The organism is Gemmatimonadaceae bacterium (assembly GCA_019637355.1).
Lineage (GTDB): Bacteria > Gemmatimonadota > Gemmatimonadetes > Gemmatimonadales > Gemmatimonadaceae > Pseudogemmatithrix.
On sequence record JAHBVT010000001.1, the window covers coordinates 1,629,151 to 1,655,182 of the forward strand.

At 69.1% G+C, this 26,032-nt stretch carries 22 protein-coding genes; 7 read left to right on the forward strand and 15 right to left on the reverse strand.

Features of this window, described 5'->3' with window-relative positions:
• Window positions 1–11 precede the first annotated feature (11 nt).
• From KF689_07520 to alr, 6 genes are read right to left on the reverse strand one after another with little or no spacing between them, the layout of a single operon-like run.
• Entirely contained in the window at window positions 12–1,154 is a 1,143-nt protein-coding gene (locus KF689_07520) for a response regulator (protein ID MBX3133216.1), read from the reverse strand.
• A 3-nt stretch (window positions 1,155–1,157) separates the two neighbouring features.
• Window positions 1,158–2,279: a hypothetical protein gene (locus KF689_07525; protein MBX3133217.1), complete on the reverse strand. Its 1,122-nt coding sequence runs from the start codon at window positions 2,277–2,279 to the stop codon at window positions 1,158–1,160.
• On the reverse strand, window positions 2,279–3,589 hold the full coding sequence (locus tag KF689_07530) for a hypothetical protein (GenBank protein ID MBX3133218.1): 1,311 nt from the start codon (window positions 3,587–3,589) through the stop codon (window positions 2,279–2,281). Before KF689_07530 ends, KF689_07525 begins: the two co-directional genes overlap by 1 nt.
• Complete coding sequence (gene cdd / locus KF689_07535) at window positions 3,589–3,999, reverse strand: cytidine deaminase (GenBank protein ID MBX3133219.1); 411 nt, start codon at window positions 3,997–3,999, stop codon at window positions 3,589–3,591. The genes KF689_07530 and cdd overlap by 1 nt, the downstream gene beginning before the upstream one ends.
• Window positions 3,996–5,162, reverse strand: a complete 1,167-nt coding sequence (locus KF689_07540; protein MBX3133220.1) for a phosphopentomutase — start codon at window positions 5,160–5,162, stop codon at window positions 3,996–3,998. The genes cdd and KF689_07540 overlap by 4 nt, the downstream gene beginning before the upstream one ends.
• Window positions 5,162–6,256: an alanine racemase gene (gene alr / locus KF689_07545; protein MBX3133221.1), complete on the reverse strand. Its 1,095-nt coding sequence runs from the start codon at window positions 6,254–6,256 to the stop codon at window positions 5,162–5,164. Before alr ends, KF689_07540 begins: the two co-directional genes overlap by 1 nt.
• A 34-nt stretch (window positions 6,257–6,290) precedes the next feature.
• Between alr and mazG the strand changes: the two genes are divergently transcribed.
• From mazG to KF689_07575, 6 genes are read left to right on the forward strand one after another with little or no spacing between them, the layout of a single operon-like run.
• A complete protein-coding gene (gene mazG, locus KF689_07550) occupies window positions 6,291–7,085 on the forward strand; it encodes a nucleoside triphosphate pyrophosphohydrolase (protein ID MBX3133222.1) in 795 nt (264 codons plus the stop codon).
• The gene (locus tag KF689_07555) at window positions 7,082–8,302 is read left to right on the forward strand and encodes a queuine tRNA-ribosyltransferase (protein ID MBX3133223.1); all 1,221 of its coding nucleotides are present in this window, start codon (window positions 7,082–7,084) and stop codon (window positions 8,300–8,302) included. The genes mazG and KF689_07555 overlap by 4 nt, the downstream gene beginning before the upstream one ends.
• A 50-nt stretch (window positions 8,303–8,352) precedes the next feature.
• Entirely contained in the window at window positions 8,353–8,901 is a 549-nt protein-coding gene (locus tag KF689_07560) for a DUF4256 domain-containing protein (protein MBX3133224.1), read from the forward strand.
• On the forward strand, window positions 8,891–10,042 hold the full coding sequence (locus tag KF689_07565; protein ID MBX3133225.1) for a hypothetical protein: 1,152 nt from the start codon (window positions 8,891–8,893) through the stop codon (window positions 10,040–10,042). The genes KF689_07560 and KF689_07565 overlap by 11 nt, the downstream gene beginning before the upstream one ends.
• A gap of 55 nt (window positions 10,043–10,097) precedes the next feature.
• Entirely contained in the window at window positions 10,098–10,826 is a 729-nt protein-coding gene (locus KF689_07570; protein ID MBX3133226.1) for a DUF305 domain-containing protein, read from the forward strand.
• An 8-nt stretch (window positions 10,827–10,834) separates the two neighbouring features.
• A complete protein-coding gene (locus tag KF689_07575) occupies window positions 10,835–12,640 on the forward strand; it encodes a hypothetical protein (GenBank protein MBX3133227.1) in 1,806 nt (601 codons plus the stop codon).
• Here KF689_07575 and KF689_07580 read toward each other — a convergent pair.
• The 5 genes from KF689_07580 to KF689_07600 form a co-directional block, all read right to left on the reverse strand.
• Window positions 12,637–13,239 carry a DUF922 domain-containing protein gene (locus KF689_07580; protein MBX3133228.1) on the reverse strand — a complete coding sequence of 201 codons (603 nt, stop codon included), beginning with the start codon at window positions 13,237–13,239 and terminating at the stop codon, window positions 12,637–12,639. The two genes, KF689_07575 and KF689_07580, sit on opposite strands and share 4 nt — an antisense overlap.
• Window positions 13,240–13,316: 77 nt before the next feature.
• Window positions 13,317–15,713, reverse strand: a complete 2,397-nt coding sequence (locus tag KF689_07585) for an aldehyde dehydrogenase family protein (GenBank protein MBX3133229.1) — start codon at window positions 15,711–15,713, stop codon at window positions 13,317–13,319.
• Entirely contained in the window at window positions 15,713–16,675 is a 963-nt protein-coding gene (deoC, locus tag KF689_07590; protein ID MBX3133230.1) for a deoxyribose-phosphate aldolase, read from the reverse strand. Before deoC ends, KF689_07585 begins: the two co-directional genes overlap by 1 nt.
• Window positions 16,676–16,703: 28 nt before the next feature.
• The gene (gene asnS / locus KF689_07595) at window positions 16,704–18,011 is read right to left on the reverse strand and encodes an asparagine--tRNA ligase (protein ID MBX3133231.1); all 1,308 of its coding nucleotides are present in this window, start codon (window positions 18,009–18,011) and stop codon (window positions 16,704–16,706) included.
• Window positions 18,012–18,063: 52 nt separating this feature from the next.
• Window positions 18,064–18,666 carry an outer membrane beta-barrel protein gene (locus KF689_07600; GenBank protein ID MBX3133232.1) on the reverse strand — a complete coding sequence of 201 codons (603 nt, stop codon included), beginning with the start codon at window positions 18,664–18,666 and terminating at the stop codon, window positions 18,064–18,066.
• Window positions 18,667–18,744: 78 nt separating this feature from the next.
• Between KF689_07600 and KF689_07605 the strand changes: the two genes are divergently transcribed.
• Window positions 18,745–19,305: an SET domain-containing protein-lysine N-methyltransferase gene (locus tag KF689_07605; GenBank protein MBX3133233.1), complete on the forward strand. Its 561-nt coding sequence runs from the start codon at window positions 18,745–18,747 to the stop codon at window positions 19,303–19,305.
• Here KF689_07605 and KF689_07610 read toward each other — a convergent pair.
• From KF689_07610 to ftsY, 4 genes are all read right to left on the reverse strand, one after another.
• A complete protein-coding gene (locus KF689_07610; GenBank protein ID MBX3133234.1) occupies window positions 19,289–20,821 on the reverse strand; it encodes a PAS domain-containing protein in 1,533 nt (510 codons plus the stop codon). The genes KF689_07605 and KF689_07610 overlap by 17 nt on opposite strands.
• Before the next feature lie 141 nt (window positions 20,822–20,962).
• Window positions 20,963–22,933, reverse strand: a complete 1,971-nt coding sequence (locus KF689_07615) for a PAS domain-containing protein (protein MBX3133235.1) — start codon at window positions 22,931–22,933, stop codon at window positions 20,963–20,965.
• Between the two features lie 90 nt (window positions 22,934–23,023).
• Window positions 23,024–25,120 (reverse strand): ATP-dependent DNA helicase RecG, encoded by a 2,097-nt coding sequence (recG, locus tag KF689_07620; protein MBX3133236.1) that lies wholly within the window; start codon window positions 25,118–25,120, stop codon window positions 23,024–23,026.
• Window positions 25,117–26,031 (reverse strand): signal recognition particle-docking protein FtsY, encoded by a 915-nt coding sequence (gene ftsY, locus KF689_07625; GenBank protein MBX3133237.1) that lies wholly within the window; start codon window positions 26,029–26,031, stop codon window positions 25,117–25,119. Before ftsY ends, recG begins: the two co-directional genes overlap by 4 nt.
• Window position 26,032 lies beyond the last annotated feature (1 nt).

Sequence of the window (26,032 nt, forward strand, 5' to 3'; positions counted from 1 at the left end):
AACCGCGCCGCTCAGGCCGCCGAACCCACGGGCAGCCAGATGGAGAACGTGCTGCCCTGCCCTTCGCTGCTGCGCACCCAGATCCGGCCGCCGTGGCGCTCCACGGCGACGCGGCAGAACGCGAGGCCGAGGCCGCTGGAGAACACCCGCGGCGCGTTGGGGACGCTGAGCTGGGTGAAGGGCGCGAAGATCGTGTCTTGGTATTCGTCCGGGATGCCCGGCCCATCGTCGCGCACGGTGAAGCAGATGCCGTCGGCGTCGCGGCGGGCACCCAAGGACAGCGTCACCGGCATCGGCGAGTGCGTGATGGCATTCTGGATGAGGTTCGAGAACACCCGCTTGAGGATGGCCTTGTCGCCGTGGAAGATTGGCGCGTCGTCGGCGACGTCGGTGCTGGCGGTGGTCTGCTCCTGGTGGAAGCGCAGGGCCCAGTCGAAGCTGAGCTCGGCGAGGAAGGCGGCCGGCGCGATGGGCTCCGGTGCCAGCACCAGGGGCGTGGCCTCGGCGCGATCGACATCGAGCAGGTTATGGATGAGCCCGAGCAGGTCCTCGGCCTTGCCTTCGACGTCCGAGAGGGCGCGGGCCGCGCGATCGCCCAGCGTGCCGAAGTCGCCGTCGCGCAGCATCTCGAGCGTCGCGAGCATCGAGGTGAGCGGCGTCTTGAGGTCGTGCACGACCATCCGCGTGAGGTCGTCGCGGGCCTTCTGCATTTCGCGCAGCCGGCGCAGTGATTCCTCGAGCGCGTCGGTGGCGCCCTTGAGCTTGAGCAGCGAGCGCACGCGCGCGCCGAGTACGTGGCGGTTCTGCGGTTTGACGAGGAAGTCATCGCCGCCGCACTCGATGGCCTTCAGGCGGTCGGCCGCGTCGTTGAGCGCGGAGACGAAGATCACCGGGATGCGCGCCGTGCGCGGGTCGCGCTTGAGGCGCCGGCAGACCTCGAAGCCGGCGTCGCGGTCGGGCACGCCGAGGGCGCCGGCGGGCATCGAGACGTCGAGGATGCAGAGGTCCGGTCGACGCTCGGTCGCGAGCGCGAGCGCCGCGGGCGCGTCGGCGGCGCGCAGCGTGCGAAGTCCGAGCGGCGCGAGCTGGTCCTCCAGCAACTCGACGTTGGCCTCGACGTCGTCGGCCAGGAGGACGCAGGCCGCGGGCTCCATCGCTTAAGGCCGGATGCCGAACCCGAGGCTGAAGAGCCAGGCGGTCTCGCTGGCGCCCGGCGTGCGTCGCGCCATCCGTTGGCCGCCGATGTCGATCTGCGAGCGCCCCCGCGAGAGCGGGAGGCCGATGCCGACGGCGAAGCCGCGTTCCGTGACGGCGCTGCCGTTCACGCCGAAGGGCAGCGTACGGTCGCGGAGGCCGGCACGGAAGACCGTGTTCGCGCCGAACAGCTTGGGGCCGAGCGCCTCGGCGCCGAGCGAAATCTCTGTCGCGTCGAAGACCGAGACCGAATCGCTGGCGAGACCCTCGAGGTCAGACCAGCGCGTCTGGTCGAGGCGCGCGTACATCGTGAAGCCGGGAATCCCGAAGTACGTGACGCCGATGCCAACGCGCCCAGGCACCGTGGCGGTGCTGAGTTCGCTACCCTCGAGTTCGAGGCGCATCTCCTGTCCCACGCGCGCCGACCCGGCGAGCACGAGCCCGCTGATCGGCTCAGCCGTCACGCCAAAGGACAGCGCCGACCCGCCGTAGCCGAAGGAATTGTTCTGCCCGATGCCGATGATGCCGGTCGTGTCGTCGAAGGTGCGGGAGTAGAGTGTGCGGTTCTCGCCAACCAGTGAGTGCAGGGCGAGGCCGACCTGGAGCTTCTGCGAGACCACATAGCCGAGGGCGATGCGGGCGTCGCTGACAGCCCCTTCGCTGCCGGACTGGAGGCGCGAGCGATACAGCGTGCCGTCGACGAGGACGCTATCGAAGATCTGGTTGCGCCAGGTACGGTCGAGCATCGTCGTGACGCCGACGGACCCGACGAACTTTCCGTAGGCGCCCGTCGCCTGGAAGGCCGGGAAGCGCATCACGGAGGCGTTAGAGCCCAGCGAGCCGACCCGCGTGTCGCGGAACTCAGGCTCGAAGCGCAGCATCACCGAGAACCGGTTGCTGCGCGTGAGGGCGGCCGGATTGACGGCCGAGTTGGGGTCGATCTCGGCGTTGGCGCCGGCGAGGCCGGCGGCCGCACCGGAGAGCCCGCCGAGCGGGTACCCCAGACCCTGCGTGCCGACGCTGCCCTGAGCGGAGAGCGGGGCGGCGAGCGTGAGGGCCGCGAAGGCGATGACGAGGTGGCGCATCACGGCTGCCCCAGGATGCCGGCTGGCACGTACGAGACGCGGAGCCGCGGGCGGAGGGCCGGGTCGGTAGCCGTCATCGAATGGAAGCGCAGGGCCGTCGGGGTTCCTCCTTCATCACTGATGCGCAAGATGATCGCCGTCGGCCGCGCCGCGGCCGTGTTGTTCGTGTTCCACAGGCGCACGAGTGGGTTCACGAGGATGCGCACATTGGAGCTGTCATTTGCGATGAGAAACGTGCTCTGCATATAGACACCGGCGCCTGACAAGATGGTCGCGGCGCGTCGGAGGTCCGTCACGACGCCGGTGGCTACCACGAGATGGCCGTCGAGTCGCAAGGTGTCGCTGCTGGAGGGACCGGTGACCGGATGCTGCGAGAGCTCCAGCTGGGCGCGCAGCACGCCGACCGAATCGGTGAGCCAGGCCGGGAGTTCGAAGCGCAGGTACGCGCGCGAGCCGGGCAGGCCGCCGACCGTGAACGTGTTGGGGACGATCTCACTGGTCGCCTGCACCACGATCTGATAGTCGGCAAGGTCGCTACCGAGCACCAGCGGCACCCTCGGGAACAGCGAGTTGGGCTGTGTCGTGAAACGCGTTCGGGCCAAGGTGTCGGGGTCGGCGATGGTATCCACCGCCGACGGCAGATACGTGAGCACCGGGCCATCGCCGGACTCGATCGGCCGCACGTTGAATTGCACCGAGCTAGCCGAGCGCACGCGGAAGCCGACGCGCAGACGGCGCTCCTCGGTATTGAGCAGCACACGGAGGTAGGCCGTGTCGATCGGCACCTGCACGCGCAGCGTGTCGGTGAAGGCCGTGTCGCCTTGGTAGGTGCCGAGGAAGCGACCCGGCGTGAACAGCGGCAGCACCGCCGAGGGAATCGTGTCCACGAGCGTCGAGTCGTACACGTCGTAGGCGTCGATGAACCACTGCGCCGGCGTCGGGACGTTGGTGGCCGTGAGGAACAGCGTCACGTACGCCGAGTCGATGTAGTCGATCTGGCTGAGCGTGTCGTCGTTGACGCGACGGAAGACGCGCGTGAGCGAGTCGTAGCGCACGACCATCCGCACGTCGAGCGTGTCCGGCCGGTCGGCGAGGAGCAGCGGATCCTCGCTACCCTGTAGCGGAAAGCCGACGAGATTGGTGTCGAAGACGATGGCGGGATTGATCACGGTGTCGCGGACCACGATCCCCTGCCCTGGGCAGAGCGTCGGGCAGGCGCCACCAGTCTGGAGGTCTTCGGAACAGGCGCCGAGCACCGCCGCGAGGGCGAGCGCCGCGAGGGACCAGGCAGTGCGGAAACGACGGGGCATCAGCGATGGAGCGAGGCGGGCGTGAACGGGATCGGCAACAGGTCGGCGAGCGACCACCGGGTCACCTGGCCCTTCGCGTCGATCGCGAGGACGGGCAAGCCGGGGTTGAACTCAGCGAGGGCCTGTCGGCAGATTCCACAGGGAGGAGTCGCCGCGGGAGCGTCGGTCGCGATGGCGACCGCCGTGAACTCCCGGTGTCCGGCGACGACGGCGGCACCGAGCGCGACGCGTTCCGCGCAGGTGCCGGCGGGATACGACGCATTCTCGACGTTACAGCCGTCCACGATGGTCCCGTCGGCGCAGAGCAGCGCGGCGCCGACGTGGAAGGACGAATACGGCGCGTAGGCGCGGGCCTTGGCGGCACGCGCGCGCTCCGTGAGGAGATGCTCCTGCGCCGCCGGCAGGCTCATCCGACGAGCTGCGGGCAGAACGAGGTACCGCGGCCGCGGTAGGCGACGCCCAGCCACTCGCCGACGCTGGCCCCGAGATCCGAGAAGGTCCGCCGGGCGCCCAGCGCCTGCGGACGCACGCGCGCGCCCAACGCCAGCAGCGGGACGTTCTCCCGGGCGTGGTCGGTGGACGGCGTGGTCGGGTCGTTACCGTGGTCGGCGGTGATGAACAGCAGGTCGTCCTCGCGGAGGGCGGCGATGAGGTCTGGCAGCGCGGCATCGAAGTCGCGCAGTGCTTGATGGAACCCCGGAACATCGTTCCGGTGCCCGAAGGCTTGATCGAAATCTACAAGGTTGGCGAACAACAACCCATCCGGGCCGGTCCTGAGCCAGTCGAGAATCCGGGCGATGCCCTCGGGGTTGCCGCTGGTATGCCCGCCCTCAAGGCCACGCCGCGCGAAGAGATCGTCCACCTTCCCCACCCCCGTGCGCGGGATGCCGGCAGCCATCAGCGCGTCGAGCAGGGTGTCCTCGGGAGGTGCGATCGAGTAATCGCGGCGGTTGCCCGTGCGCACCCAGCGCCCCGGCGTGCCCACGAAGGGCCGCGCGATCACTCGGCTCGGGTTGTGCGGCGCGACGAGCATCGCCCGCGCGGTCTCGCAGGCGGCGTAGAGTTCCTCGAGCGGGATCGTCTCCTCGTGCGCCGCCACCTGGAAGACGGAATCGGCGCTGGTATAGACGATCCACTTGCCGCTGGCCTGATGCTCGGCGCCGAAGTCCTCCAGCACCTTGGTGCCGCTGCCGACGACGTTGCCGATGACGCCACGCCCGGTGCGCTGCGCGAATTCCTCCAGCAGTTCCGGCGGGAAGCCGTTCGGGTACGTGGGGAACGGCCGCGCCAGATGCACGCCGGCAATCTCCCAGTGGCCGGTGGTGCTGTCCTTGCCGGCCGAGCGCGGCTCCATCAGGCCCCAGGCCCCGCGCGGCGCCACCGCAGGCGTCACACCCTGCAGCGGCTTGATGTTGCCGAGGCCCGCCGCCGCCAAGTTCGGGACCTGCAGCCCGCCCACTGCCCGAGCGAGGTTGCCCAGCGTGTCGGAGCCTTCGTCACCATAGGCCGCCACGTCGTGCGCCGCCCCGATGCCGACGCCATCCAAGACCAAGATGACCGCCCGATGTGCCATCACTGCGCTCCGGAATAGATCCGCTGCAGCCGCTGACGCAGCCCAGTGATCACTTCGTAGTTGGAAAACCCGCCCGTGGTCGCCACCGACTCGATGGTCAGCAGCGCCGCACCGTCGCGCCCCAGCAGCGTGAGCACGTCGCCCTCGCGTGCCTCCACCCCGGTGACGTCGAACATCGTCATATCCATCGTGACTGCGCCGGCCACCCGCACCTCTCGGCCGCCCAGCAGCCCCCGCCCCACATTACTCAGCAACCTCCGGTATCCGTCAGCGTAGCCGACGGCGATGGTTGCAATGGTGCGTGGTTCTGGCGCGGTCCAGAGGGCGTTGTAGCTCACGGTCTCCCCTGCGGCCACCTCGCGCAGTTCCAGTACCTTGGCGCGGATGTGCACCACGGGCTCGGGCTGGAGAATCGCACTGGACCCGCTGCCGATCCCGAACAGGAAGGCCCCGGGGCGGATGCAGTGCCAGGGCGAGGGCGTGCGCCGCGCGCTGGCCGCGCTGTTCTCGGTATGCAGCAATGCCGGCACGGCGGGCAACGAGCCCAGCGCATCGCGGAAACGCTGCTCCTGCCGTGCCACCGAGCCGTCGTCCGCCTCCGCCGAGTGGAAGTGCGTGAAGGCGCCCGCCGGCGGGCAGGCCCGCAGCGCGTCGGCCAGCTCGCCCACGCGGTCCCACGCGATACCGGCGCGGTGCATCCCCGTCTCGATCGCCAGGTGCCAATCGCCGCCGCCCAGCTCGGACCAGCGCTCGATGCTCGCCACAGACTCCAGCGAGGGCGTCAGGGCCGCCGCGCGCAGCCGCGGCAGGTCGGAGGGCAGCGTCGGAGTGAAGACGATGATCGGCCGGCTGAAGCCCGCGCCGCGTAGTTCCTCGCCCTCGACGATGGACGAGACGCCGTAGGCGATGGGATCGACGGCTTCCAGCGCCCCGACCACCGGCACGACGCCGAGGCCGTAGGCGTCGGCCTTCACCATCGGGAGCAGCCGCGCCTGGGAGTGTTTGGCCAGTGCCCGCGCGTTGCGCACGAGCGCGTCGAGGTCGACCTCGACCCACGCACGGGGCAGCGCATCCCGACTAGATTGGGTGGGCATCAGAATCCACAAGATACCCGGACCGCAAAACGCGATGCAAGACAAAGCCACGCTTGAAGATGCGCTCGCGATTATGCGCGACCTCCGCGCCCGCGACGCCTGGGATCGGGCCCAGACCCACGACTCCCTGCGGCCGTATCTGAACGAGGAGATGCACGAGCTGGACGACGCCCTCCGCGAGGGCGACGACCCAGCCATCTGCAGCGAGCTGGGCGACGTGCTGCTCCAGGTACTGTTCCACGCGGTGATCGCCGAGGAGCGCGGCGCGTTCTCGCCGGAGCACGTGGCTGGGTCGCTGGTGCGCAAGATGACCGTTCGCCACCCCTGGCTGTATGGCACAGACGCCGAGCGCACGCCTTGGGAGCAGATGAAGGCCAAGACGCGCCGCTCGCTGGCCGACGGCCTGCCGAGCGGCCTGCCGGCGCTGCACCGGGCACACCGCCTGCAGGAGCGCGCCGCCGGGGTGGGCTTCGATTGGCCGGACGTCGCCGGCCCGTTGGAGAAGGTGGCCGAGGAGCTGGAGGAGGTGAAGGCGCAGATCGCCAAGGACGGCGCGCAGTTCGACACGCACGGCGTCCCCAGCGCCGACGCCGCGCACGCGCGGCTTGAGGAGGAACTTGGCGACCTGCTCTTTGCGGTCGTGAACCTCTGCCGCAAGGCCGGCACGCATCCCGCGCTGGCCCTCGACCGCGCCAACGCCAAGTTCCAGCGCCGCTTCGAGGCGATCGAGCAGTTGGCGGCGGTGCGCAACATCGACGTGCGCACTGCTGGGCTCGAGGCGCTCGACAAGCTCTGGGACGAAGTGAAGGCCGGCGAGGCCAAGGCGTGAACGCGTTTGCATTCCGCACCGCCGACGAAGCCGGTGCCGCCCGACGCGGCTGGTTCGACACGCCCCACGGCGTAGTCGAGACGCCCGCGTTTATGCCGGTGGGCACGAACGCCACCGTGAAGGGCCTCAGCGTGCACGAGTTGGAAGAAACCGGCGCGCAGATGGTGCTCTCCAACGCGTACCATCTGTATCTCCGCCCCGGCGACAAAGCGGTGCGCGCGCTCGGCGGCCTGCACGCCTTCGCGCGCTGGAAGGGCCCGATGCTCACCGACTCCGGCGGCTTCCAGGTGTTTTCGCTGGCGCAGATGCGCAAGGTGCGGGAACAAGGCATCGAGTTCCAATCGCACCTCGACGGCAGCAAGCACGACTACACGCCCGAGGCCGTGATGCGCATCGAGCGCAACATCGGCGCGGACGTGATTATGCAGCTCGACGAGCTGATCGAAGGCAAGTCGGAGTTCGGGCCGAGCAAGGACGCGATGGAACGCTCGCTGCGTTGGCTGGAACGCTGTCGCGTGGAGTTCGAGCGGCTCGGGCGCGAGGGCCGCGAGCCGCTGACGCCGATCGACCTGCCGCCGGGCGCGCCCGCGCTGCACGGCGGCGACCTCGATGCCGAGCGCGCGGCACCGCCGCAGGCGCTGTTCCCCATCGTACAGGGCGGCATCCATCCGGAGCTGCGCCGTGCCAGCGTGCGCGGCATCCTGCAGACGGGCGATTGGCACGGCATCGCGATCGGTGGCCTCAGCGTGGGCGAGGCCAAGCCGGATATGTACGCGACGATTGCCGTCTGCGATCCCGAGCTGCCGCGCGACAAGCCGCGCTACCTGATGGGCGTGGGCTTCCCCGACGACCTCGTGGAAAGCGTGCGCCGTGGCGTGGACCTCTTCGACTGCGTGGTGCCCACGCGGATGGGCCGCCACGGCACGGCCTTCACGCCCGACGGCACGGTGCAGATCCGCCGGGCCGAGCATCGGTTCGACAAGCGGCCGCTGGTGGAGGGCTGCGACTGCCACAGCTGCACGCATTACGACCGGGCCTACCTGCGGCACCTCTTTGCCGCTGAGGAGATGCTTGGGCTGCGGCTGCTCTCGCTGCACAACGTGCACCATCTCGTCGGCCTGATGCGGCAGGCGCGCGTGGAATTGGCGGCGGGACGCTATGAGAGCTGGGCGACGGCGTATCTCGAGCGGTATCGGGCGCGGGGCGGGCGCAGCTGACGCAGGCGGCGTTGCTTGCCGCAGCGCCCGTCACTGCGCAGTTTGCTTCAATGCCGAAAGCCAGTCCCAACGACAAGCTGCTCGCCACGCTCGAGCAACGCTTCACCAAGCACGCCGCGCGTCACCCGGGCCTCGCGTGGGACGCGGTGCGCAAGCGCCTCGATGCCAACGCCGCCGCGCTCACCGCGCTCCGCGCGATGGAAGACACGGGCGGCGAGCCCGACGTGACCGGCGTCGACAAGAAGAGCGGCCGCATCACCTTCACCGATTGCTCACCCGAGAGCCCCGCCGGCCGCCGCAGCCTCTGCTACGACCGCGCCGCGCTCGACGCGCGCAAGGAAGCCAAGCCCAAGAGCTCGGCGCTCGACGTCGCTGCGAAGATCGGCATCCGCATCCTGTCCGAAGCCGAGTACCGCGCGCTGCAGACGCTCGGCGCCTTCGACCTCAAGACCTCGAGCTGGATCCTGACGCCGGCGCCCATTCGCAAGCTGGGCGGCGCGCTGTTCTGCGATCGCCGCTATGACCAGGTGTTCACGTATCACAACGGGGCGCAGTCGTACTATGCGGCGCGTGGGTTCCGGGGCGCGCTTGAGGTCTGATCGCGCCCTGCTCGCGGCGGTCGCGGCGACGTTACTCGCCTGCGGAGACGCGCACGAGCGTGCACCTTCGATTGCCACGTGGGTGCTGGACACGGCGGCGGTCGTTTCGATCGGCGGGTCGGAGGACGATGCAGTCGAGGTCACGTTCGAGCGCCTTACCGGCGCCACGCGCTTGCCGGACGGCCGGCTGCTCGCGACTGATCTAGGAGACGCACCGCTGCGGCGATTCACCGCCGATGGCCAGTATGAGCGCAGTCTCGCCCGTGCGGGCCGGGGTCCGGGAGAGATTATTTACCCTGCCGACCTGTTCCGCTGTGGGTCCGCCATCTTCACACACGACATCGACGGCCGCCGCGTCATCGAGTGGTCGATGGACGAGGGTGAGCCGCTACGCGAGTTCCGATTCGAGTTACCAGCCGGCCAGCAGGCCCCGTACATCTCAGCCTGCAACGCCAAGGGACGCTTCGCGCACTTGGGCTGGGGGATAATCGCGAGGCCGACGGCGGGCGCTCATCGGGATACTGTCCCCGTCTGGACGAACGTGACGGCCGATGGCGCTCCCCTGCTGCTCGACTCCGTGCCGGCATCGGACCGCTGGGGCCAAACGCACGAGGGTCGCGTCGTCGGGACGCGGCCGCTGCCCTTCGGGAGGCAACCGCACATTGCCGTGGGACGGCACCACGTGTTCATCGCCACGGGCGATACTACCTCGCTGCACCGTTACTCGTTTGACGGCGAGCGCCAGATGCTGACGTTCTCCGCCGCCCCGCCGGCCGCGGTCACGGCGGCGGACATCCGCGACCTCGTCGAACGGGAGGTCGCCGAGCGCGGAGCCTCGCGCCGCGCATCGCTCGAGCGCGAGTACGCGAGCATCGCCTATCCAGAACGACACGCGGCGGTGACGGGCTTGCTCGTGGACGTGGATGGACTCGTGTGGGTGCGCCGCTACGCCCCGCCCGATGCCGAGAGCGTCGAGTGGCTCGTGCTGCGCGACGACGGCGCCGTCATCGCGCGCGTGAGCGTGCCCCGCGCCTTCCAACCCTTCGAGATCGGCAGCGACTACCTGCTCGGCAAGCGCGTGGACATCGAGGCGGGCGTCCCGCTGCTGGAGCTGTACCGGCTGCGCCGCGGCGGATCGTAGCGCGTGGGCGCCTCAACGCGCACCTGACGCCGCGCGTTCTCGAGGATAAGCTTCGATGATGCACTTCTCCCAAGACGACGCCGACCGGCGACCCCGCCGCGCCCGGACAGCGCTGCTCGCAGTCACGGCGCTGCTGCTGCTGCTCGGCGCCTGTGCCGGACGCGGGTCGGCCATCGCGACCCCGGCGGCCTCGACGACCGCCGCTGGAGCGCCGCCGAGCCAGGGCGAAGATGCGCACGCCGGCCACGACGCCGACGCGCACGCCGGCCACGTGATGCACGATCTCCCGCCAGTCACGCTGCCCGCGGGTTCGCTGGTCACGGAAGCGGATGTGCGCTTTATGCAGATGATGATTGGCCATCACGCGCAGGCCGTCTATATGACGCGCCTCGCCGAGCACGCGGGCGCCAGCGACCGTGTGCTGAAGCTCGCGCAGAAGATCGACCTCTCGCAGGCCGGCGAGATCGCGCTGATGCAGGGCTGGCTGGTGGACTACGGCCAGCACGCGCCGGACACGGACTCGTGGCGACGGATGTCGATGCCCGGGATGCTCACCGCCGCACAGCTGGAGCAGCTCAGCGCCGCGCGCGGGCGTGACTTCGACCGATTGTTCCTGCGCCTGATGATCGCGCACCACGAAGGTGCGATCCAGATGGTCGCCGACCTGCTCAAGAGCCCGCGCGCCGGGCAGGAAGTAGACATCAACGTGCTCGCGAACGAAATCGAGGCCGCGCAACTGGCCGAGATCGAACTGATGTGGCAGATGCTGGCCGAGTTGCGATGACCCCCTCTATGGAGTGTTTCACGATGCGCGTGTTCGCCCTCGCTTCCCTTTCCGCGCTGGTGCTGGCCGCCGCGCCCCTCGCGGCGCAGACGTATCCCAGCGCGACGGATCCGCGCAACAACCTGAAGCCGGGCCTGCACGACGCCGGCATCGCGATCCAGGGGATGCGGCTCATCACGACGGCGCCGAAGCCGCCCGCGTTCGACTCGATCCGCGGCCTCACCTTCGTGAACTCGGATCTCGCCTTCCGCGGCAATCTCGTCTACCAAGGCAACTTCGCCGGCTTCGTCATCTATGACGTCTCGAATCCCGAGCGCCCGCAGATCCTGAGCACCGTTGAATGCATCACCTCGCAGGGCGACCCGAGCATCGTCGGCAACCTGCTGTTCGTCTCCGCCGAGGGCGCGGGCAACCGCAACGACTGCGCCAAGGGCGGCGTGCAGGACCCGGCCGACCATATGGCCGGCGTGCGCATCTACGACGTGAGCAACCCGCGCGCGCCGCGGCTCGTGAAGAACGTGCAGACCTGCAAGGGCTCGCACACGCACACGGTGATCCCGCACCCGACCGACCGCGGCACCATCTATATCTATGTGTCGGGCAGCCAGGGCGCGCGCCCGGAGACGGAGCTCGCCGGGTGCCGGAACGGCGCCGATCCGGCCGACGAGACGAACTCGCTGTATCGCCTCGACGTCATCAAGGTGCCGCTCGCCCGACCGCAGGACGCCGAGGTCGTGACCGGCGCGCGCATCTTCACCGGACTGGGCCCTGCCCCGGCCCGCGGTGGCCGCGCCCGCCCCGTGCGTGCCGCTGCCGGCGCCGACAGCGCCGAGATGGCGCAGATGCGGATGAACGGCCCGCGCAACTGCCACGACGTCACCGCCTACCCGGCGATGAACCTGCTGGCCGGCGCCTGCTCCAGCTACGGCATCCTGGTGGACATCTCCAATCCCGAGAAGCCGGTGCGCCTCGACGCCGTGGCGGACACGAACTTCTCGCTCTGGCACACGGCGGTGTTCAGCAACGACGGCAAGAAGGTCGTGTTCACTGACGAGTGGGGCGGCGGCACCTCACCCAACTGCCAGGCGCAGCATCCGCTGGAGATGGGCGGCAACACGACGCTGATGATCGGCGCCGACCGCCGGCTCACGCAACACGCCTACTTCAAGATCCCGACGGCGCAGACGCCACAGGAGAATTGCGTCTCGCACAACGGCGGACTCATCCCGGTGCCGGGCCGCGACATTATGGTCCAGGGTTGGTATCAGGGCGGCGTGAACGTCATCGACTTCACTGACCCCGACAAGCCGTTTGAGATCGCATTCTTCGACCGCGGTCCGGTGGATGCGGCGCCGGTCGAAGGGCAGGCTCGCGGTCGCGGAGCCATCGCCGGGTCCTGGGGCGCCTACTGGTACAATGGCCTCATCTACTCCGCCGAAATGGCGCGCGGACTCGACATCCTCGAGCTGTTGCCGAGCGAGCACCTCTCGGCGAACGAGCTGGCGGCAGCGAAGCTGGTGATGATGGAGGAGTACAATCCGCAGAGCCAGCCGAAGCTGGAGTGGCCGGCGGCGTTCCCTGTGGCGCGGAGCTTCCTCGACCAGCTCGCGCGCGGCAACGCACTGCCGGCGGCGCGACTCGCGGAACTCGCGAGCGCCATTGACGCAGCCGAGCGGATGACCGGCACGGCGCGGCGCGGCGCGCTCACGAACATCGTGACCAGCCTGCGACGCGACCTGGAAGGCTCAAGCGATGCCGCGCGTGTGCGTGGGCTGGCGGACGCGCTGCGCGGGTTGGCGATGGCGACGAACTAGCTCGTCGGTGGCGCCGGCGGCGCCGGGCGCGCACCGTGCGCGGTCTCGGCGTCGTACCGGCGCTGCCGCTCGTTGAGATCGTCGAGGAGTTGCCGCCCGACCTGGTTGGCGCGGTTGCCCAGCTCGTCGCAGGCCGAGCCCTGGAGGAACCGCAGGCGCTGGTAGATCTCCCGCGCGCCGTCGCGGGCGAGCTTGGCGTGTCCGACTTCGTGGTGGAAGAGCCGGTCGAACCACGACTCGTACCAGAGTCGCGTCGCCGCATCGGCACGGGCTGAGTCCGACAGCACCGGCAGGTCCACCTCGAGCGACACGGCGACGGTCAGCGTCTTGAACTGGCAGGAGGTCGCGCGCTCGTACTCGTAGTTCCAGCGCAGGCGCCAGCGCGTGTATCCTGCCCAGCGACGGCCATCCGCATCGGCGCGCCCCTGCTGGCCGATGACGGCCTGCGCGTCACGGATCGATCGCGCATCGAGCTGATACGTCGTCACGCGCGTCTCCACGCGCACCCCGGCAGGAATCGGGCGCAGGGACTCGTCCAAGCGGCGCTCGAGCAGTCTCACCGCCTCGGCGGCTGGAACCGCGCCCAGCGTGACGGCCACCGCTGCGGGTGGCGATTCGCGCGGTGCGGCGCAACCGGCGACCAAGAGGACGCCGAGCGCCGCGCCGCGCCGGCGGGCTACTCCCCGTAGGGGATCCAGATGTTCTTCACCTGCGTGGCCTCGCGCAGGAACTCACGTCCTTCGCCCTCGGCCACGGCATACCAGTCGGTGAGACCAGCGTGGCACCAGGTGCGCTTCATATTGTGGGCGCTGGCCAGCTCCACGGCCTTCACGCCCTCGCGCGTGCCCCAGTACCAGATGCCCTCCACGTCGTCGTGCTCGGCCAGCGTCTTGGCCAGCGCGTCCTTGCCGCCGGTGACGATGTTGATCACGCCGCCGGGCAGGTCGGAGCTCTCGAGCACCGTGTAGAGGTCGGTGGCCGAGAGCGGATGCGGCTCGCTGGGCAGGGCGACCACGGCATTGCCCGTGGCCACCAACGGCGCGACCGCTGAGATGAACCCGAGCAACGGCGCTTCGTTCGGCGCTGCGACCGCGACGACGCCGATCGGCTCGTTCATCTGCAGCGCCACGCCGCGGATCGGCACATTGTGCACCGCCCCGTCCCACTTGTCTGCCCAGGCCGCGTAGCTAAACAGCCGCGCCACGGCGGCCTCGACTTCACGCTTGGCCTGCGCCGCCGTCGCGCCGGTCTGCGCCCGCAACCGCGCCGCAAACTCGTCGCCGCGCGCAGCGAGGTTCTCGCCGATGTAGTAGAGGATCTGTGCGCGCAGATGGCCGGTGGACTTGCTCCAGCCCTTCGCAGCCGCGTGGGCGGCTTCGACGGCGTTGCGAAGATCCTTCCTGTTGCCTTCACCGACTTCTCCGAGCTTCTGGCCCTTCGGGCCAGTGACTTGGCGTGAGTAGCCGCTGTCGGGTCGCGCTTGCTTGCCAGCGATGAAGAGCTTGGGGGTGCGGTCGACTCCGTCACTGGACGTGAGACTTGAGACGTGAGACGTGGGAGCGCTGCGCTTCTCCACCGCTCGACGAACACTCACGTCCCCCGTCCCCCGTCTCACGTCTCGCTTCACATACTCATACATCCCTTCCCGCCCACCCTCGCGTCCAAACCCAGACTCCCGGTACCCCCCAAACCCCGCCGCCGCATCAAACAGATTCGTGGCGTTGATCCACACCACGCCCGCCTTGAGCTTGGGCGCGATATCCAGCGCGAGATTGATGTTTTCGCTCCACACGCTGGCCGCGAGCCCATACGGCGTGTTGTTCGCCAGCGCGACCGATTCTTCCGGCGTGCGGAAACTCATCGCGACGAGCACGGGGCCGAAGATCTCCACCTGCGCGATGGTGCTCGCGGGTTCCACGTTGGTGAACAGCGTCGGCGGATAGAAGCAACCGTTCTTCGGCACGCTCCAGCTGGGCTGCCACATCGTGGCGCCTTCGTCGCGGCCCTGCTTCACCAGCGCGGTGATGCGCTCCAACTGCTCGGGCGCGACGATGGCCCCCATATCCACGGCTTTATCGAGCGGCTTGCCAACTCGGAGCTTCTCCATCCGCGCGCGGATCTTCTCGATGAGGCGGTCGTGGATGCCCTCCTGCACCAGCAGGCGCGAGCCGGCGCAGCAGACCTGCCCTTGGTTGAACCAGATGGCGTCCACCACGCCCTCGACGACGGCGTCGAGGTCGGCGTCCTCGTACACGATGAACGGCGACTTGCCGCCGAGCTCGAGCGAGAGCTTCTTGCCGCTGCCGGCCGTGGCGCGGCGGATGATCTTGCCGACGTCCGTCGAGCCGGTAAACGCAATCTTGTCCACGCCCTTGTGCTCGACGATCGCTGCGCCCGTCTTGCCGTCGCCGGTGACGATGTTGAGCACGCCCGGCGGCAGCCCGGCCTCGTGCGCCAGCTCCGCGAAGAGCAGCGCGGAGAGCGGCGTGAACTCGGCGGGCTTCATCACGACTGTGTTCCCGGCGGCGAGCGCGGGCGCGACCTTCCACGCCAGCATCAGCAGCGGGAAGTTCCAGGGGATGATCTGCCCCACCACGCCCACCGAGCCGTAGCCGGCGAACTCCTGCTCCATCAACTGCGCCCAGCCGGCGTGATGGTAGAAGTGCCGCGCCACGAGCGGGATGTCCAGGTCGCGCGTCTCGCGGATGGACTTGCCGTTGTCCATCGACTCCACCACCGCGAGCAGGCGCGAATGCTTCTGCACCATCCGCGCCAGCGCGTACAGGTGCTTGGCGCGCTGATGCCCGCTGAGCTTGCTCCAGCTGCGATGCGCCTTGCGCGCCGCGGCGACGGCGGCGTCCACGTCCTTGGCCGTGCCCTGCGTGACCTTGGCGAGCACGTCCGTCGTGCTCGGATCGATGACCTCGAAGGTGCTGCCGGGCTTGGTCCAGGCCCCGTTCACGAAGTGCCCGAACTTGCTGCCGTGCTCGGCGAGCCAGGCGCGCGCCTCGGCGTCGCTCTCCGGCGCCGGGCCGTAGTCCATCGTCTTGAAGATCTCGGCGACTGTAGGCATCAGGGCATCGGATGGCGATGGGCCGCGGCGTAGCGCCCCGTGACGAAATGCTCGAGCTGGCGCTCGATATCGGTGAGCAACGCGCTGGCGCCGAAACGGAACAGGTCCGGCTCCAGCCAACGGTTGCCAAGTTCTTCCTTCATCAGCATCAGGTACTCGAGCGACTGCTTGGCCGTGCGGATGCCGCCGGCGGGCTTGTAGCCCACCTTGAAGCCGGTAGCGCGCTCGTACTCGCGGATCTGCCGCACCATCACCAGCGAGAACGGCAGCGTGGCGTTGGTGCCTTCCTTGCCCGTGCTGGTCTTGATGAAGTCCGCGCCGGCCTGCATCGCCACCCAACTCGCGCGCGCCACGTTCGTGAGCGTCGCGAGCTCGCCGGTGGCGAGGATGGCCTTGAGGTGCGCCTCGCCGCAGGCTTCGCGGAAGGCCTTCACCTCGTCGTAGAGCGCCTGCCAGTCGCCCGTCAGCACGTGCCGGCGCGTGATGACGATGTCGATCTCGCGCGCGCCGGCCTTCACGCTCTCGTGGATCTCCTCGACGCGCTGCTTGAAGGGCGAGAGCCCGGCCGGAAAGCCGGTGCTCACCGCCGCCACCGGAATGCCCGAGCCTTCGAGCGCTTCGACCGCCGTCGCCACCCACTGGTGGTACACGCAGACCGCGCCGACGGTGATGCCGAGCTCGGCCACGCCCAGCGCGTCCACGAGATCGTCGCGCAGCGGACGCTGCGCCTTGGCGCAGAGCCGCTTCACGTTGCTCGCGGTGTCGTCGCCGGAGAGCGTGGTGAGGTCCATCAGCGTGATGGCCTTGAGCAGCCAGGCCGCCTGCCACTGCTTCTTGACCGTGCGGCGCGTGGGAATGGTCGCCGAGCGGCGCTCGGCGGCGCTCTTGTTGACGCGGATGGCCCGCACGACGTCGAGGTCGAGCGGGCCGCCGGGATTGCGGGGGAGGTCGGAGGCGCTCACGTGATGGGCGGGACGGTGTCGCGCACGATTACGGATGCAGACGCGTCATCAGACGCGGGAAGGGGATGCACTCGCGGATGTGCGGCGTACCGCAAATCCACGCGATGGTACGCTCAAGCCCGAGCCCGAAGCCCGAGTGCACGAAGGTACCGTACTTGCGGAGGTCCAGATACCACGAGTACGCCTCCAGTGGCAACTGCTCCTCCTTGATGCGGTGCAGCAGCTTGTCGTAGTCGTCCTCGCGCTGCGAGCCGCCGATGATCTCGCCGTAGCCCTCGGGCGCGAGCATATCGTCGCAGAGCACCGTGCGCGGGTCGGCCGGGTTCTCCTTCATATAGAAGGCCTTGGCCTCCTTGGGGTAGTTGCAGATGAAGATCGGCGTCTCATAGTCCTCCACGAGCAGCGCCTCGTCCTCGGCCCCGAGGTCCTCGCCCCACTGCACCGCGCTGCCCTTCTTCTGCAGCGTGGCCACGGCGTCGGAGTAATCGATGCGCGGGAACGGCGCCTTCACCTTCTCCAGCTTGCTGACGTCTCGCTCCAACTCCTTGAGCGCCGGCATCTGCCGTTCCAGCACGCGCTGCACGAGGTAGGACACGAAGTCCTCCTGCAGGTCCATATTGGCGTGCGTGTCGTTGAAGGCCACCTCGGGCTCGATCATCCAGAACTCGGTGAGGTGCCGGCGCGTCTTGGACTTCTCGGCGCGGAACGTCGGGCCGAAGGTGTAGATCTTGCCGAAGGCCGCCGCCAACGCCTCGCCGTAGAGCTGGCCCGTCTGCGCGAGGTAGGCGTTGCCTTCGTCGAAGTACTCCGTCGCAAAGAGCCCCGAGCGCTCACCGATGGCCGCCGTCAGGATCGGCGTGTCGGTGCGCAGGAAGCCGCGGTCATAGAAGAAGTCGTGGATGGCCTGCTCGATCTCGTTGCGGATGCGCATAATCGCCACCTGGCGCGGCGTGCGCAGCCAGAAGTGGCGATTGTCGAGCAGGAAGTCGACGCCGTGTTCCTTGGGCTGGATCGGATAGTCGAGCGCGCTCGGCCCGATCACGCGCAGCTCCGTGACGCCGAGCTCCACTCCGCCCGGCGCACGGCCGTCGGCCTTCACTTCACCGGTGACGCTGAGCGAACATTCGAGCGTCAGCGACTGGAAGGCCTCCCAGGTCTCGGCGCTCACCTGCGGCTTGACCACGACGCATTGCAGGATGCCCGTGCCGTCGCGCATCGTGACGAAGGCGACCTTGCCGGAAGAGCGTGTGTGGGTAACCCATCCGCCGAGCGTGGCGGTCTGGCCAGCGAGGCCCGGAAGGTCGGAAATTCGAGTCGGCGGGGCGGTGCGAGTCATCCCTGTAAGCTACGATACCGCAATAGGATGGGAAAGCGGCACGCCCCGGCGGCTAGCGCAGTTGGGCGGAGAGTCCGATCCCGTAGCTCCAGTGTGCGAAATCGAATCCATACAGCGCCGTCTCGGTGCGCTGGACGTCGACGCGGACGGCCCAGGTCTGCCTAGTTCCGAAGAAGTAGCGCGCCCCCCCGCCGACCACGAGTCCACTGGCGCGCTCGTCCACATTATAGAGCTCGTCCTGCGAGTCCAAGTCCCAGAGGGAGATGCTTCCCCCCACCTTGAGGTAGGGCCAGAGCCGAGCCGAGACCCGGACGGGCACGACGGCGTTCAGCGAGCCGATGCAGAGCGAGAAGAAGCGTTCCGGCGTGACGAAGTTGGCGTACTCCGTGCCCCGGGCGCAGTTGGCATCGGCCTGCAGCCCCACCCAGCGGTGGAAGGAACGCTCGACCACCACGGCAAAGCGCGTGCCCCGGTCCTTGAGCGCCGAGGGGTTGAAGGTCGAGACGCCGATGTCCAGCCCCAGCATCCACTCCCCCCGCTCCGGCCCCGTGGCCGTTGGGATGTAGTTGGGCAGGTCCTCGGGGAACGGGAGACCCTCTTGGGCCTGGGCAGGAATGGCCAAGGCAACGATGGCGAGCGCGCTGAGGAGTCGCATAGGAAGATGATAGTGGACGGAAGACCGCGGGAGGAAGGCGCTGGCATTTAAGACCGGGACCCATCAGCTTGTAGCGCTATGTCAGGCACCCCGCAGCGTGTGGCCGCCGCCGAAGTCCCCTCCTCGTACCCCGCTGGAACCGTAGTTGCCACCGCTTCGCCCAACGTGGGCGTGCTCATCGAGGCCTCGCAGCGTCGCCTGGTCGCCGTGCGCGACATCGCCGCCGGCACGGAGATTTTCCGGCTGGTAGGGCGCGAGACGCGCGTGCCGACGCGCTACTCGATCCAAGTCGGGCCGGAGATGCACCTCGACTCCGACGACCTCGCCACCGACGCCGAGCGCATCCGCGAGCGGTACTGGATGTACCTGAACCATTCCTGCGAGCCCAGTGCCTGGGTGACGGGGCTGGCGGTGGTCGCGCTGAAGGACATCGCTGCCGGCGAGGGGGTAACCTTCGACTACAACGCGACGGAGTGGGATATGGCGGAGCCGTTTGACTGCCATTGCGGGAGCGAGTTGTGCGTGGGGCTCGTGCGGGGGTACCGGCATTTGGGCGCGACCGAACGGCAGCGCGTCGGGGCATACCTCTCGCCGTACCTCGCGCAGAACCTCGAGCCGTCGGTCACCCCGCCGCGCTGAGCACATCACGTAGCGCGGCTTCCAGGTCCGCCTGCGTGAATGGCTTCGCCAGCCTCCGTGCGGCGGCCGTGAGTCCATCCATCGCCGCCGGTGGCGTGTCGAGGTGCCCGCTTGCGATGACCACCGGCACCTCTGGCATCACCTCGCGTAGCCGTGCGAGAAAGGTCGGTCCATCCATTGTCGGCATATGCAGGTCAAGCACGACCGCGGCGAGTTCCGCGTGGTGCTGGGCGACGCACACCAAGCCCTCCGCGCCATCACCGGCCGTGAACGGAGTGAAACCGAGGGCGGCCAGCGCGGAAGACGCCGCGAGGCGGACCTTGGCATCGTCATCCACGACAAGCACCCCGCGCCCATCGCCGCGCAGTTCCGTTGCAGGGCGCGCCGCTGCGTTGGCGCTCGAGTCAGCGAGCGGGAAGAAGACGCGAAATGTGGTACCGTCGCCCACTTCCGAGTAGACGTGCACGAAACCGTTGTGGCTTCGTACGATGCCCAGCGATGTCGAGAGGCCGAGCCCCGTGCCCTTGTCCGGTCCCTTGGTCGTGAAGAACGGCTCGAAGATGCGCTCAAGGATGTCCGGGGCGATGCCATCGCCGCTGTCGCGCACGGCGATCGAGAGGAATCGGCCTGCGCGTCCGTCCACCACCGCGCTGGCGTAGGTCTCGTCGACGTCCACGACATCCGCCTCGATCGTGAGGCGCCCGCCGTCGGGCATCGCGTCACGCGCATTCACGCAGAGATTCAGGAGCACCTGGTGCAGTTGCGTCGGGTCGCCGTACAGCGCCGGGAGCTCACTGGCATAGCGAAATCGCGCATCGATCTCCTTGGGAAAGGTGCTCTGCACCATTCGTTCGAGCTGCCGCAGCACCTCCGCAGGCGCTACCGAGATGCGCTGGCCATCGGAGCCGCGGGCGAAGATCAGCAACTGCCGCACCAAGTCGATTGCGCGTTGGGTGCACTCCGCGATGGTCGCCAGGTCGTCGTCCGCGAGACTGCCAGACTCCCGGAGCATTTCCGTCGTAATCAGCACCGGGGCGAGGGCGTTATTCAGGTCGTGCGCGACGCCTCCGGCGAGCGTGCCAAGCGACTCCAGCCGCTGTGCGCGGCTCGCGACGCTCTGCGCCTTCACGCGCTCGGAGATGTCGATGGACAGGATGAACACACCTTCGGGAACGGGCTGCAGGCTCAGCTCAAACCACCCGGCAGAGCCGTCTGGGTAGACGAAGCGGTTCGTGATGGACTCCGGCCCTGCACCGGCGAGTACGCGTTGGATTGCCTGGAAGACCTCGCTGTGCTCGATACCGGGATATACCTCCGGCATCGTACGGCCCACTAGCTGTTCGCGCGACTGCCGCCCGTGGCGGACCACGGCATCGTTCACATACAGATAGCGCAGGTCGGGCCCGATAATCTGGCAGCCCTCCAGCATCCGGTCGAGCGTGCGGCGGCACACGGAGTCATCCAGCGCCAGCGCGACTCCGCTCGAATCCTGCGGTGCTGCTCGGGTAGGTTCCACGAGTTCGTCCGCCGGGGGAAGAGAATCGGTAGACTCTCGTCCAAAACTGCAATCGGGTCAGGACGGGCGCAATCTCGGGGATTCGTGACCCTATCGTATGGAGGACATTGCCCGCGACCGGCAAATATTGCTGTGTGCCGGCTAGGCCATCTCGTCCCCTGCGAACGGCGGCAGGAAGATCCAGAAACGGCTGCCCTGCCCCGGCGTGCTCTCCACCAGCGCCTGCCCGCCGGCCGAACGCACGACGCCGTGCACCACGGCGAGCCCGAGCCCCGTGCCCCGCGCCTCAGCCTTGGTCGTGAAGTAGGGCTCGAAGATGCGGCGGCGCAGGGACTCGTCCATTCCCACGCCGCTGTCGGCTACCTCCAACGCCACCCAGTCCCCGGCCGGGGCCCCGCTCGGGCGCATCGCGCTCGGCGTGAGGCGCTGCAGGCGCAGTGTCACCTCGCCCCGATCGGCGATGGCATCGCGGGCGTTGACCACGAGGTTCAACACCACCTGCGTGAACTGCGAGGGGTCGATCCACACCGGCGGGACGTCCCACACCACATCTATATGAAGAATGATGCGCTTGCCGAGCAGACGTCGTAGCAGCGGCTCCAGCTCGGCTACCGTCCGCGCCAGGTCCGCACGCCGCGGCTCCGACGCTGCCCCGCGGCTGAACGCCAGGAGTTGCGCCGCGAGGCCCCTGGCCCGTGCCGCCACCTTCAGCGCCTCGTCGAGGTCCTCGCGCACCGCACGCAGCTGCGGGTCCGCTTCCACGTGCCCCAAGCTTTCCTTGGCCAGTTCCGTAAACGAGATGATGGCCGTGAGCAGGTTGTTGAAGTCGTGGGCGACGCCGCCGGCCATCGTCCCGATGGTCTCCACGCGCTCGAGGTGGCGTGCACGCGCCTCGATGGCGCGGCGGTCCGAGGCGTCGGAGATGATGCCCTGCGCGCGCGGCGCGTTGCCCGCGGCATCGCGCTCGATCTCGCCGATGACCAGCACCCAGCGCTCGCCGCCGTCTGGCAAGATGATGCGATGCTCTAGCGTGTACTCGCTGCGGTCGGAACCGAGGATCTCGAGGAACACGCGCGCGACGAAAGCCGCGTCTTGCGGATGCAGCACCGCGAAGAGCTTCTCCAGCGAACCGTCCACTTCGTGCGGCGGGCGGCCGAGGATGGCGGCGCCGTTGGCGTCGAAGTGCAGGCGATCGCCGCGGACATCAAGCTCCCAGGTGCCCATCTTGCCCGCCTTGAGCGCGACGCCGAGCCGCGCCGTGCGCCGCGCCAGCACGTCCGCCATCTGCGATTGGCGCAAGCCGATCAGCACGCCGATCAGTGTCAGTGCGAGCACTGCCACCACACTGGCTGCCCGTGCGGCTCGGCGCTGCGGCGCGAGGACCGCGGTCCAGCCCCCGATCGGTGCCGCGCGCAGCGTCCAGTCACCGTCCGGCACCTGGACTCGCAGAATCTCCGGCTCGAGGCCCGCCACCAGCGTATCGCCGCCGAACCAGCGCCCCTGCCGGTCGCGCACTTCGAGGTACAGGCCCGTCCGCCGGTCCGGCAGGCCCGCCTCACGAACGATGCTCGGGACGTCGAGAATGATTGCTGAAAGATCCGGGAAGCCCAGTCGCCGTGCGAGGCGTCGCCGCACGAGCAGCCCGTCCCCGCCCTGGACCAGCACGATCGGGCCCGTAACCACCACCGAGTCGGTGCTCATCGCGCGGCGCACGTCGCCGGAGATCTCCTCGCGCGGATCCGCGAGCAGGTTGTAGCCCAGCGCGCGCTCATTGCCAGCGAGCGGCCAGGTGTCGACGATGACGCCGCGCTCGACGAACTGCAGCGCACGCACGCCCTCGGCGCTGAGGACGATGCCCTGCGCAAAGGTCGGGAACTCGGCGTCGAGCCGCGCACGCGTCGGCTGCGCTTCGGCAAAGCTGCGCAGGCCGTCGAGCAGGGCGACGCGGCGTTCGACGGCGGAGCGAAGTGCGGAGGCGGTGGGGCCCATCGTGCGGGCGACGGCGACGCGGGCTTCGGCCTCGAGGTGCGCGCCGTACCAGCGGTCGAAGGCGAGCACGGCGGCCGAGGCGGTGAGGAACGCGGCGGCAGCCCACCAGATGGGGAGGCGCACGCGGGACCGGCGGGGTCGGGCGAGGGGCTCAGGGGTTGCCGCCACGCTAGATGATGGGCGTGGGGGTGGGGGGGCGCTAGCCTCTCCGGCTCATCCCACCCGAAACAGCTCCAACGCCCGCCCATACTGCCGCCGCAGCACCTCTTGCATCCCCTGATGCTCCGGCCGCTTCAACTCCGGATCCGCCGCCAGCACCTGCACCGCCCCCTGCCGCGCCACCTCGCCGAGCTCCTCATCCCGCAGCGGGTCTGCCACCTTGAACATCGGCACCCCGCTCTGTCGTTCGCCGAATAGGTCGCCCATTCCACGCTGCTCGAGGTCGGCGCGCGCGATCGCAAACCCGTCATCCGTCTCGAGGAATGGCCGCAGCCGCTCGGCGGACTCCTCACCGACGTCGCCGAGCAGGATGCAATAGCTCTCCTCCGCCCCGCGGCCGACGCGGCCGCGCAACTGGTGCAACTGCGACAGCCCGAAGCGTTCGGGATGCTCGACGACCATCACGGTGGCGTTGGGCACGTCGATGCCGACCTCGATGACGGTGGTCGCGACGAGGAGGTCGAGCTGCCCGGCGGCGAAGGCGCGCATCACGGCATCCTTTTCCTCGGGCTTGCGCTTGCCGTGCAGCAAGGCGAGCCGGCGGCCCTTGAAGGGACCGTCTGACAGCTCCTCGAAGGCCTTGGTCGCGGCCTTGAGCGCGACCTTCTCGGACTCCTCGATGAGCGGGTACACGAGATACGCCTGCCGCCCCTGCTCGAGCTGCCGGTCCACGAAGGCCATCACCCGCGCGCGGGCGTTCTCGGGCCGCAGCGCGGTGGTCACGCTCTGGCGCCCGGGCGGGCGCTCGTCGAGGATGCTGACGTCGAGGTCGCCGTACATCGTCAGCGCCAGCGATCGCGGGATGGGCGTGGCGCTCATCAACAGGACGTCGGGCTTTGCGCGCGCGCCGCTGCGCTCCACGAGCGCACGGCGATGCTCGACGCCGAAGCGGTGCTGCTCGTCGATGATCGCGAGCCCGAGCTTGGCGAAGCCGGTGCCCTGCTCCTGCAGCGCGTGCGTGCCGATAGCAATCACCGGCTCCCCGCCCTCGAGCCGCGCGGCGGAGAGCTTGCGCTCCTTGGCACTCAGGCTTCCCGTGACGAGCACAGGCGTGATGCCCAATGGCGCAAGCAGCGCCGTGAAGGTGCGCGCGTGCTGCTCGGCGAGCAGTTCGGTGGGCGCCATCACGGCCACCTGGTAGCCGTTCTCCAGCGCGAGGAGCGCAGCGAACACGGCGACGACGGTCTTGCCGGAGCCGACATCGCCCTGCAGCAGGCGGTGCATCCGCTCCGGCGCGCACATATCGGCGACGATCTCGCGCACGGCGCGCACCTGCGCCTTGGTGAGTTCAAAGGGCAGCACCTCCCGGAAACGCGACGTCAGCTGCTTCTTGTTCACGAAGCAAATGCCGTCGCGCGCCTGCTTGGCCAAGTCGTGCGCGCGGCGCTGCAGCAAGTGCACGAAGAGCAGTTCCTCGTACGCGAGGCGGCCGCGGGCACGCAGCGCTTCCTCCACGGAGCTGGGCCGGTGCAGCGCGCGCAGCGCCTCGGGCAGGGGCGGCACGCCCGCCTCGGCGAGCAAGGCCGCGGGGAGGTACTCCCGCACCAGCGGCAGGAATGCGTCGAGGTGCTTCTCGATCAACTGCCGGATGAGCTTGAAGCTCAGCCCCTCGGTGGCGCGATACACGGCCAGCACGCGGCCGGCCGAGGTGGGGTCGCCCTCGGCGCCGAGGTTGACGAACTCGCGCGGGGCGAACTGGCGGCCGTGGTAGAAACGCACGGGGCCGCTGAGCAGGAGTTGGTCGTCCTTATGGATGCTGCGGTCCAGCCATGGCTGGCCGGGCCAGCTCACCTCGATCATCCCTGAGGCGTCCTTCACGACGGCCTGGAAGATCCGCAGGCCTTTGCGCGTGGGCAGGACGCCGGTGGAGATCACCGTGCCGATGATGGTGGCATCGTCCCCCACGCGCAGCTTGGCGATGGGCGTGACGGTGCTGGCATCCTCGTAGCGGAACGGGATGTGCAGCAGCAGGTCGCGCGCGGTGAAGATGTTGAGCCGCCTCAGCGCCTCGGCGCGGCGGGGGCCAACGCCGGTGAGGAACTCCACCGGCGTCTCGAGCGAGCGCCGCGGGCCTGCGGCGGCGGGGCTCATCCCGCGAGCAGCTCCCCGGCGAAGGCCGCGGCATCGAAGGGCAGGAGGTCCGCAACCTGCTCACCCAACCCGAGGAACTTCACGGGCACGTTCACGGCCTCGTGCACGGCGACGACAACACCCCCGCGCGCGGTGCCGTCGAGCTTGGTGACGATGAGTCCGGTGATGGGCACGGCCGCCGCGAACTGCTTGGCTTGCTGCACGGCGTTCTGGCCCACGGTGCCGTCGAGCACGAGCAGGGCCTCGTGCGGCGCGCCCTCGAGCCGCTTAGCGACCACGCGCTGCACCTTCTTGAGCTCGTCCATCAGGGCGGCGCTGGTGTGCAGGCGGCCGGCGGTGTCGATGATGATGACGTCCACGCCACGCGCGATGCCGGCGTCGATGCTCTGGAATGCGACCGCGGCGGGATCGGCGCCCGGCTGCGCCCCCACGAACTCGGCGCCCGTGCGCTCGGCCCACACCTTGAGCTGGTCGATGGCGCCGGCGCGGAAGGTGTCGCCGGCACCGAGCAGCACCGACTTCCCTTCCCCCCGCAGCTTGGCGGCCAACTTGCCGATGCTGGTCGTCTTGCCGGCGCCGTTCACGCCGAGCACGAGGATGACCGTGGGCTTGGCGGCGAGGGCGAGCGTGGCGTCGGCGTTGCCGGCGCGCAGGGCCTCGGTGATGAGCTCGGCGATGGCGGCGCGGAAGTCGTCGCTCGTACGGATCTTGCCCTGGGCGGCGCGGCGGCGGACTTCCTCGACGAGACGCATCGTGATGGGCACACCGAGGTCGGCTTCGAGCAGCGTCTGCTCGAGGCGCTCCAGCGTGAGGCCGTCCACGCCGCCGCGGGCGAGCACGCCGACGTCGGTGAGGGCGACTTCCTTGATGCGCTGCCAGAGCGAGCGCTTGCCGAGTAGGTTCGGGGCCATT

Excerpts from the sequence above, each read along its gene's own strand:
- ftsY (MBX3133237.1), bottom strand. The coding sequence starts at position 26,031 with ATGGCCCCGAACCTACTCGGCAAGCGCTCGCTCTGGCAGCGCATCAAG.
- alr (MBX3133221.1), bottom strand. The coding sequence starts at position 6,256 with ATGCCCACCCAATCTAGTCGGGATGCGCTGCCCCGTGCGTGGGTCGAG.
- KF689_07525 (MBX3133217.1), bottom strand. The coding sequence starts at position 2,279 with ATGCGCCACCTCGTCATCGCCTTCGCGGCCCTCACGCTCGCCGCCCCG.
- KF689_07520 (MBX3133216.1), bottom strand. The coding sequence starts at position 1,154 with ATGGAGCCCGCGGCCTGCGTCCTCCTGGCCGACGACGTCGAGGCCAAC.
- KF689_07540 (MBX3133220.1), bottom strand. The coding sequence starts at position 5,162 with ATGGCACATCGGGCGGTCATCTTGGTCTTGGATGGCGTCGGCATCGGG.
- KF689_07570 (MBX3133226.1), top strand. The coding sequence starts at position 10,098 with ATGATGCACTTCTCCCAAGACGACGCCGACCGGCGACCCCGCCGCGCC.
- KF689_07530 (MBX3133218.1), bottom strand. The coding sequence starts at position 3,589 with ATGCCCCGTCGTTTCCGCACTGCCTGGTCCCTCGCGGCGCTCGCCCTC.
- recG (MBX3133236.1), bottom strand. The coding sequence starts at position 25,120 with ATGAGCCCCGCCGCCGCAGGCCCGCGGCGCTCGCTCGAGACGCCGGTG.
- KF689_07575 (MBX3133227.1), top strand. The coding sequence starts at position 10,835 with ATGGAGTGTTTCACGATGCGCGTGTTCGCCCTCGCTTCCCTTTCCGCG.
- KF689_07600 (MBX3133232.1), bottom strand. The coding sequence starts at position 18,666 with ATGCGACTCCTCAGCGCGCTCGCCATCGTTGCCTTGGCCATTCCTGCC.
- KF689_07585 (MBX3133229.1), bottom strand. The coding sequence starts at position 15,713 with ATGCCTACAGTCGCCGAGATCTTCAAGACGATGGACTACGGCCCGGCG.
- KF689_07605 (MBX3133233.1), top strand. The coding sequence starts at position 18,745 with ATGTCAGGCACCCCGCAGCGTGTGGCCGCCGCCGAAGTCCCCTCCTCG.
- mazG (MBX3133222.1), top strand. The coding sequence starts at position 6,291 with ATGCAAGACAAAGCCACGCTTGAAGATGCGCTCGCGATTATGCGCGAC.
- cdd (MBX3133219.1), bottom strand. The coding sequence starts at position 3,999 with ATGAGCCTGCCGGCGGCGCAGGAGCATCTCCTCACGGAGCGCGCGCGT.
- KF689_07560 (MBX3133224.1), top strand. The coding sequence starts at position 8,353 with ATGCCGAAAGCCAGTCCCAACGACAAGCTGCTCGCCACGCTCGAGCAA.
- asnS (MBX3133231.1), bottom strand. The coding sequence starts at position 18,011 with ATGACTCGCACCGCCCCGCCGACTCGAATTTCCGACCTTCCGGGCCTC.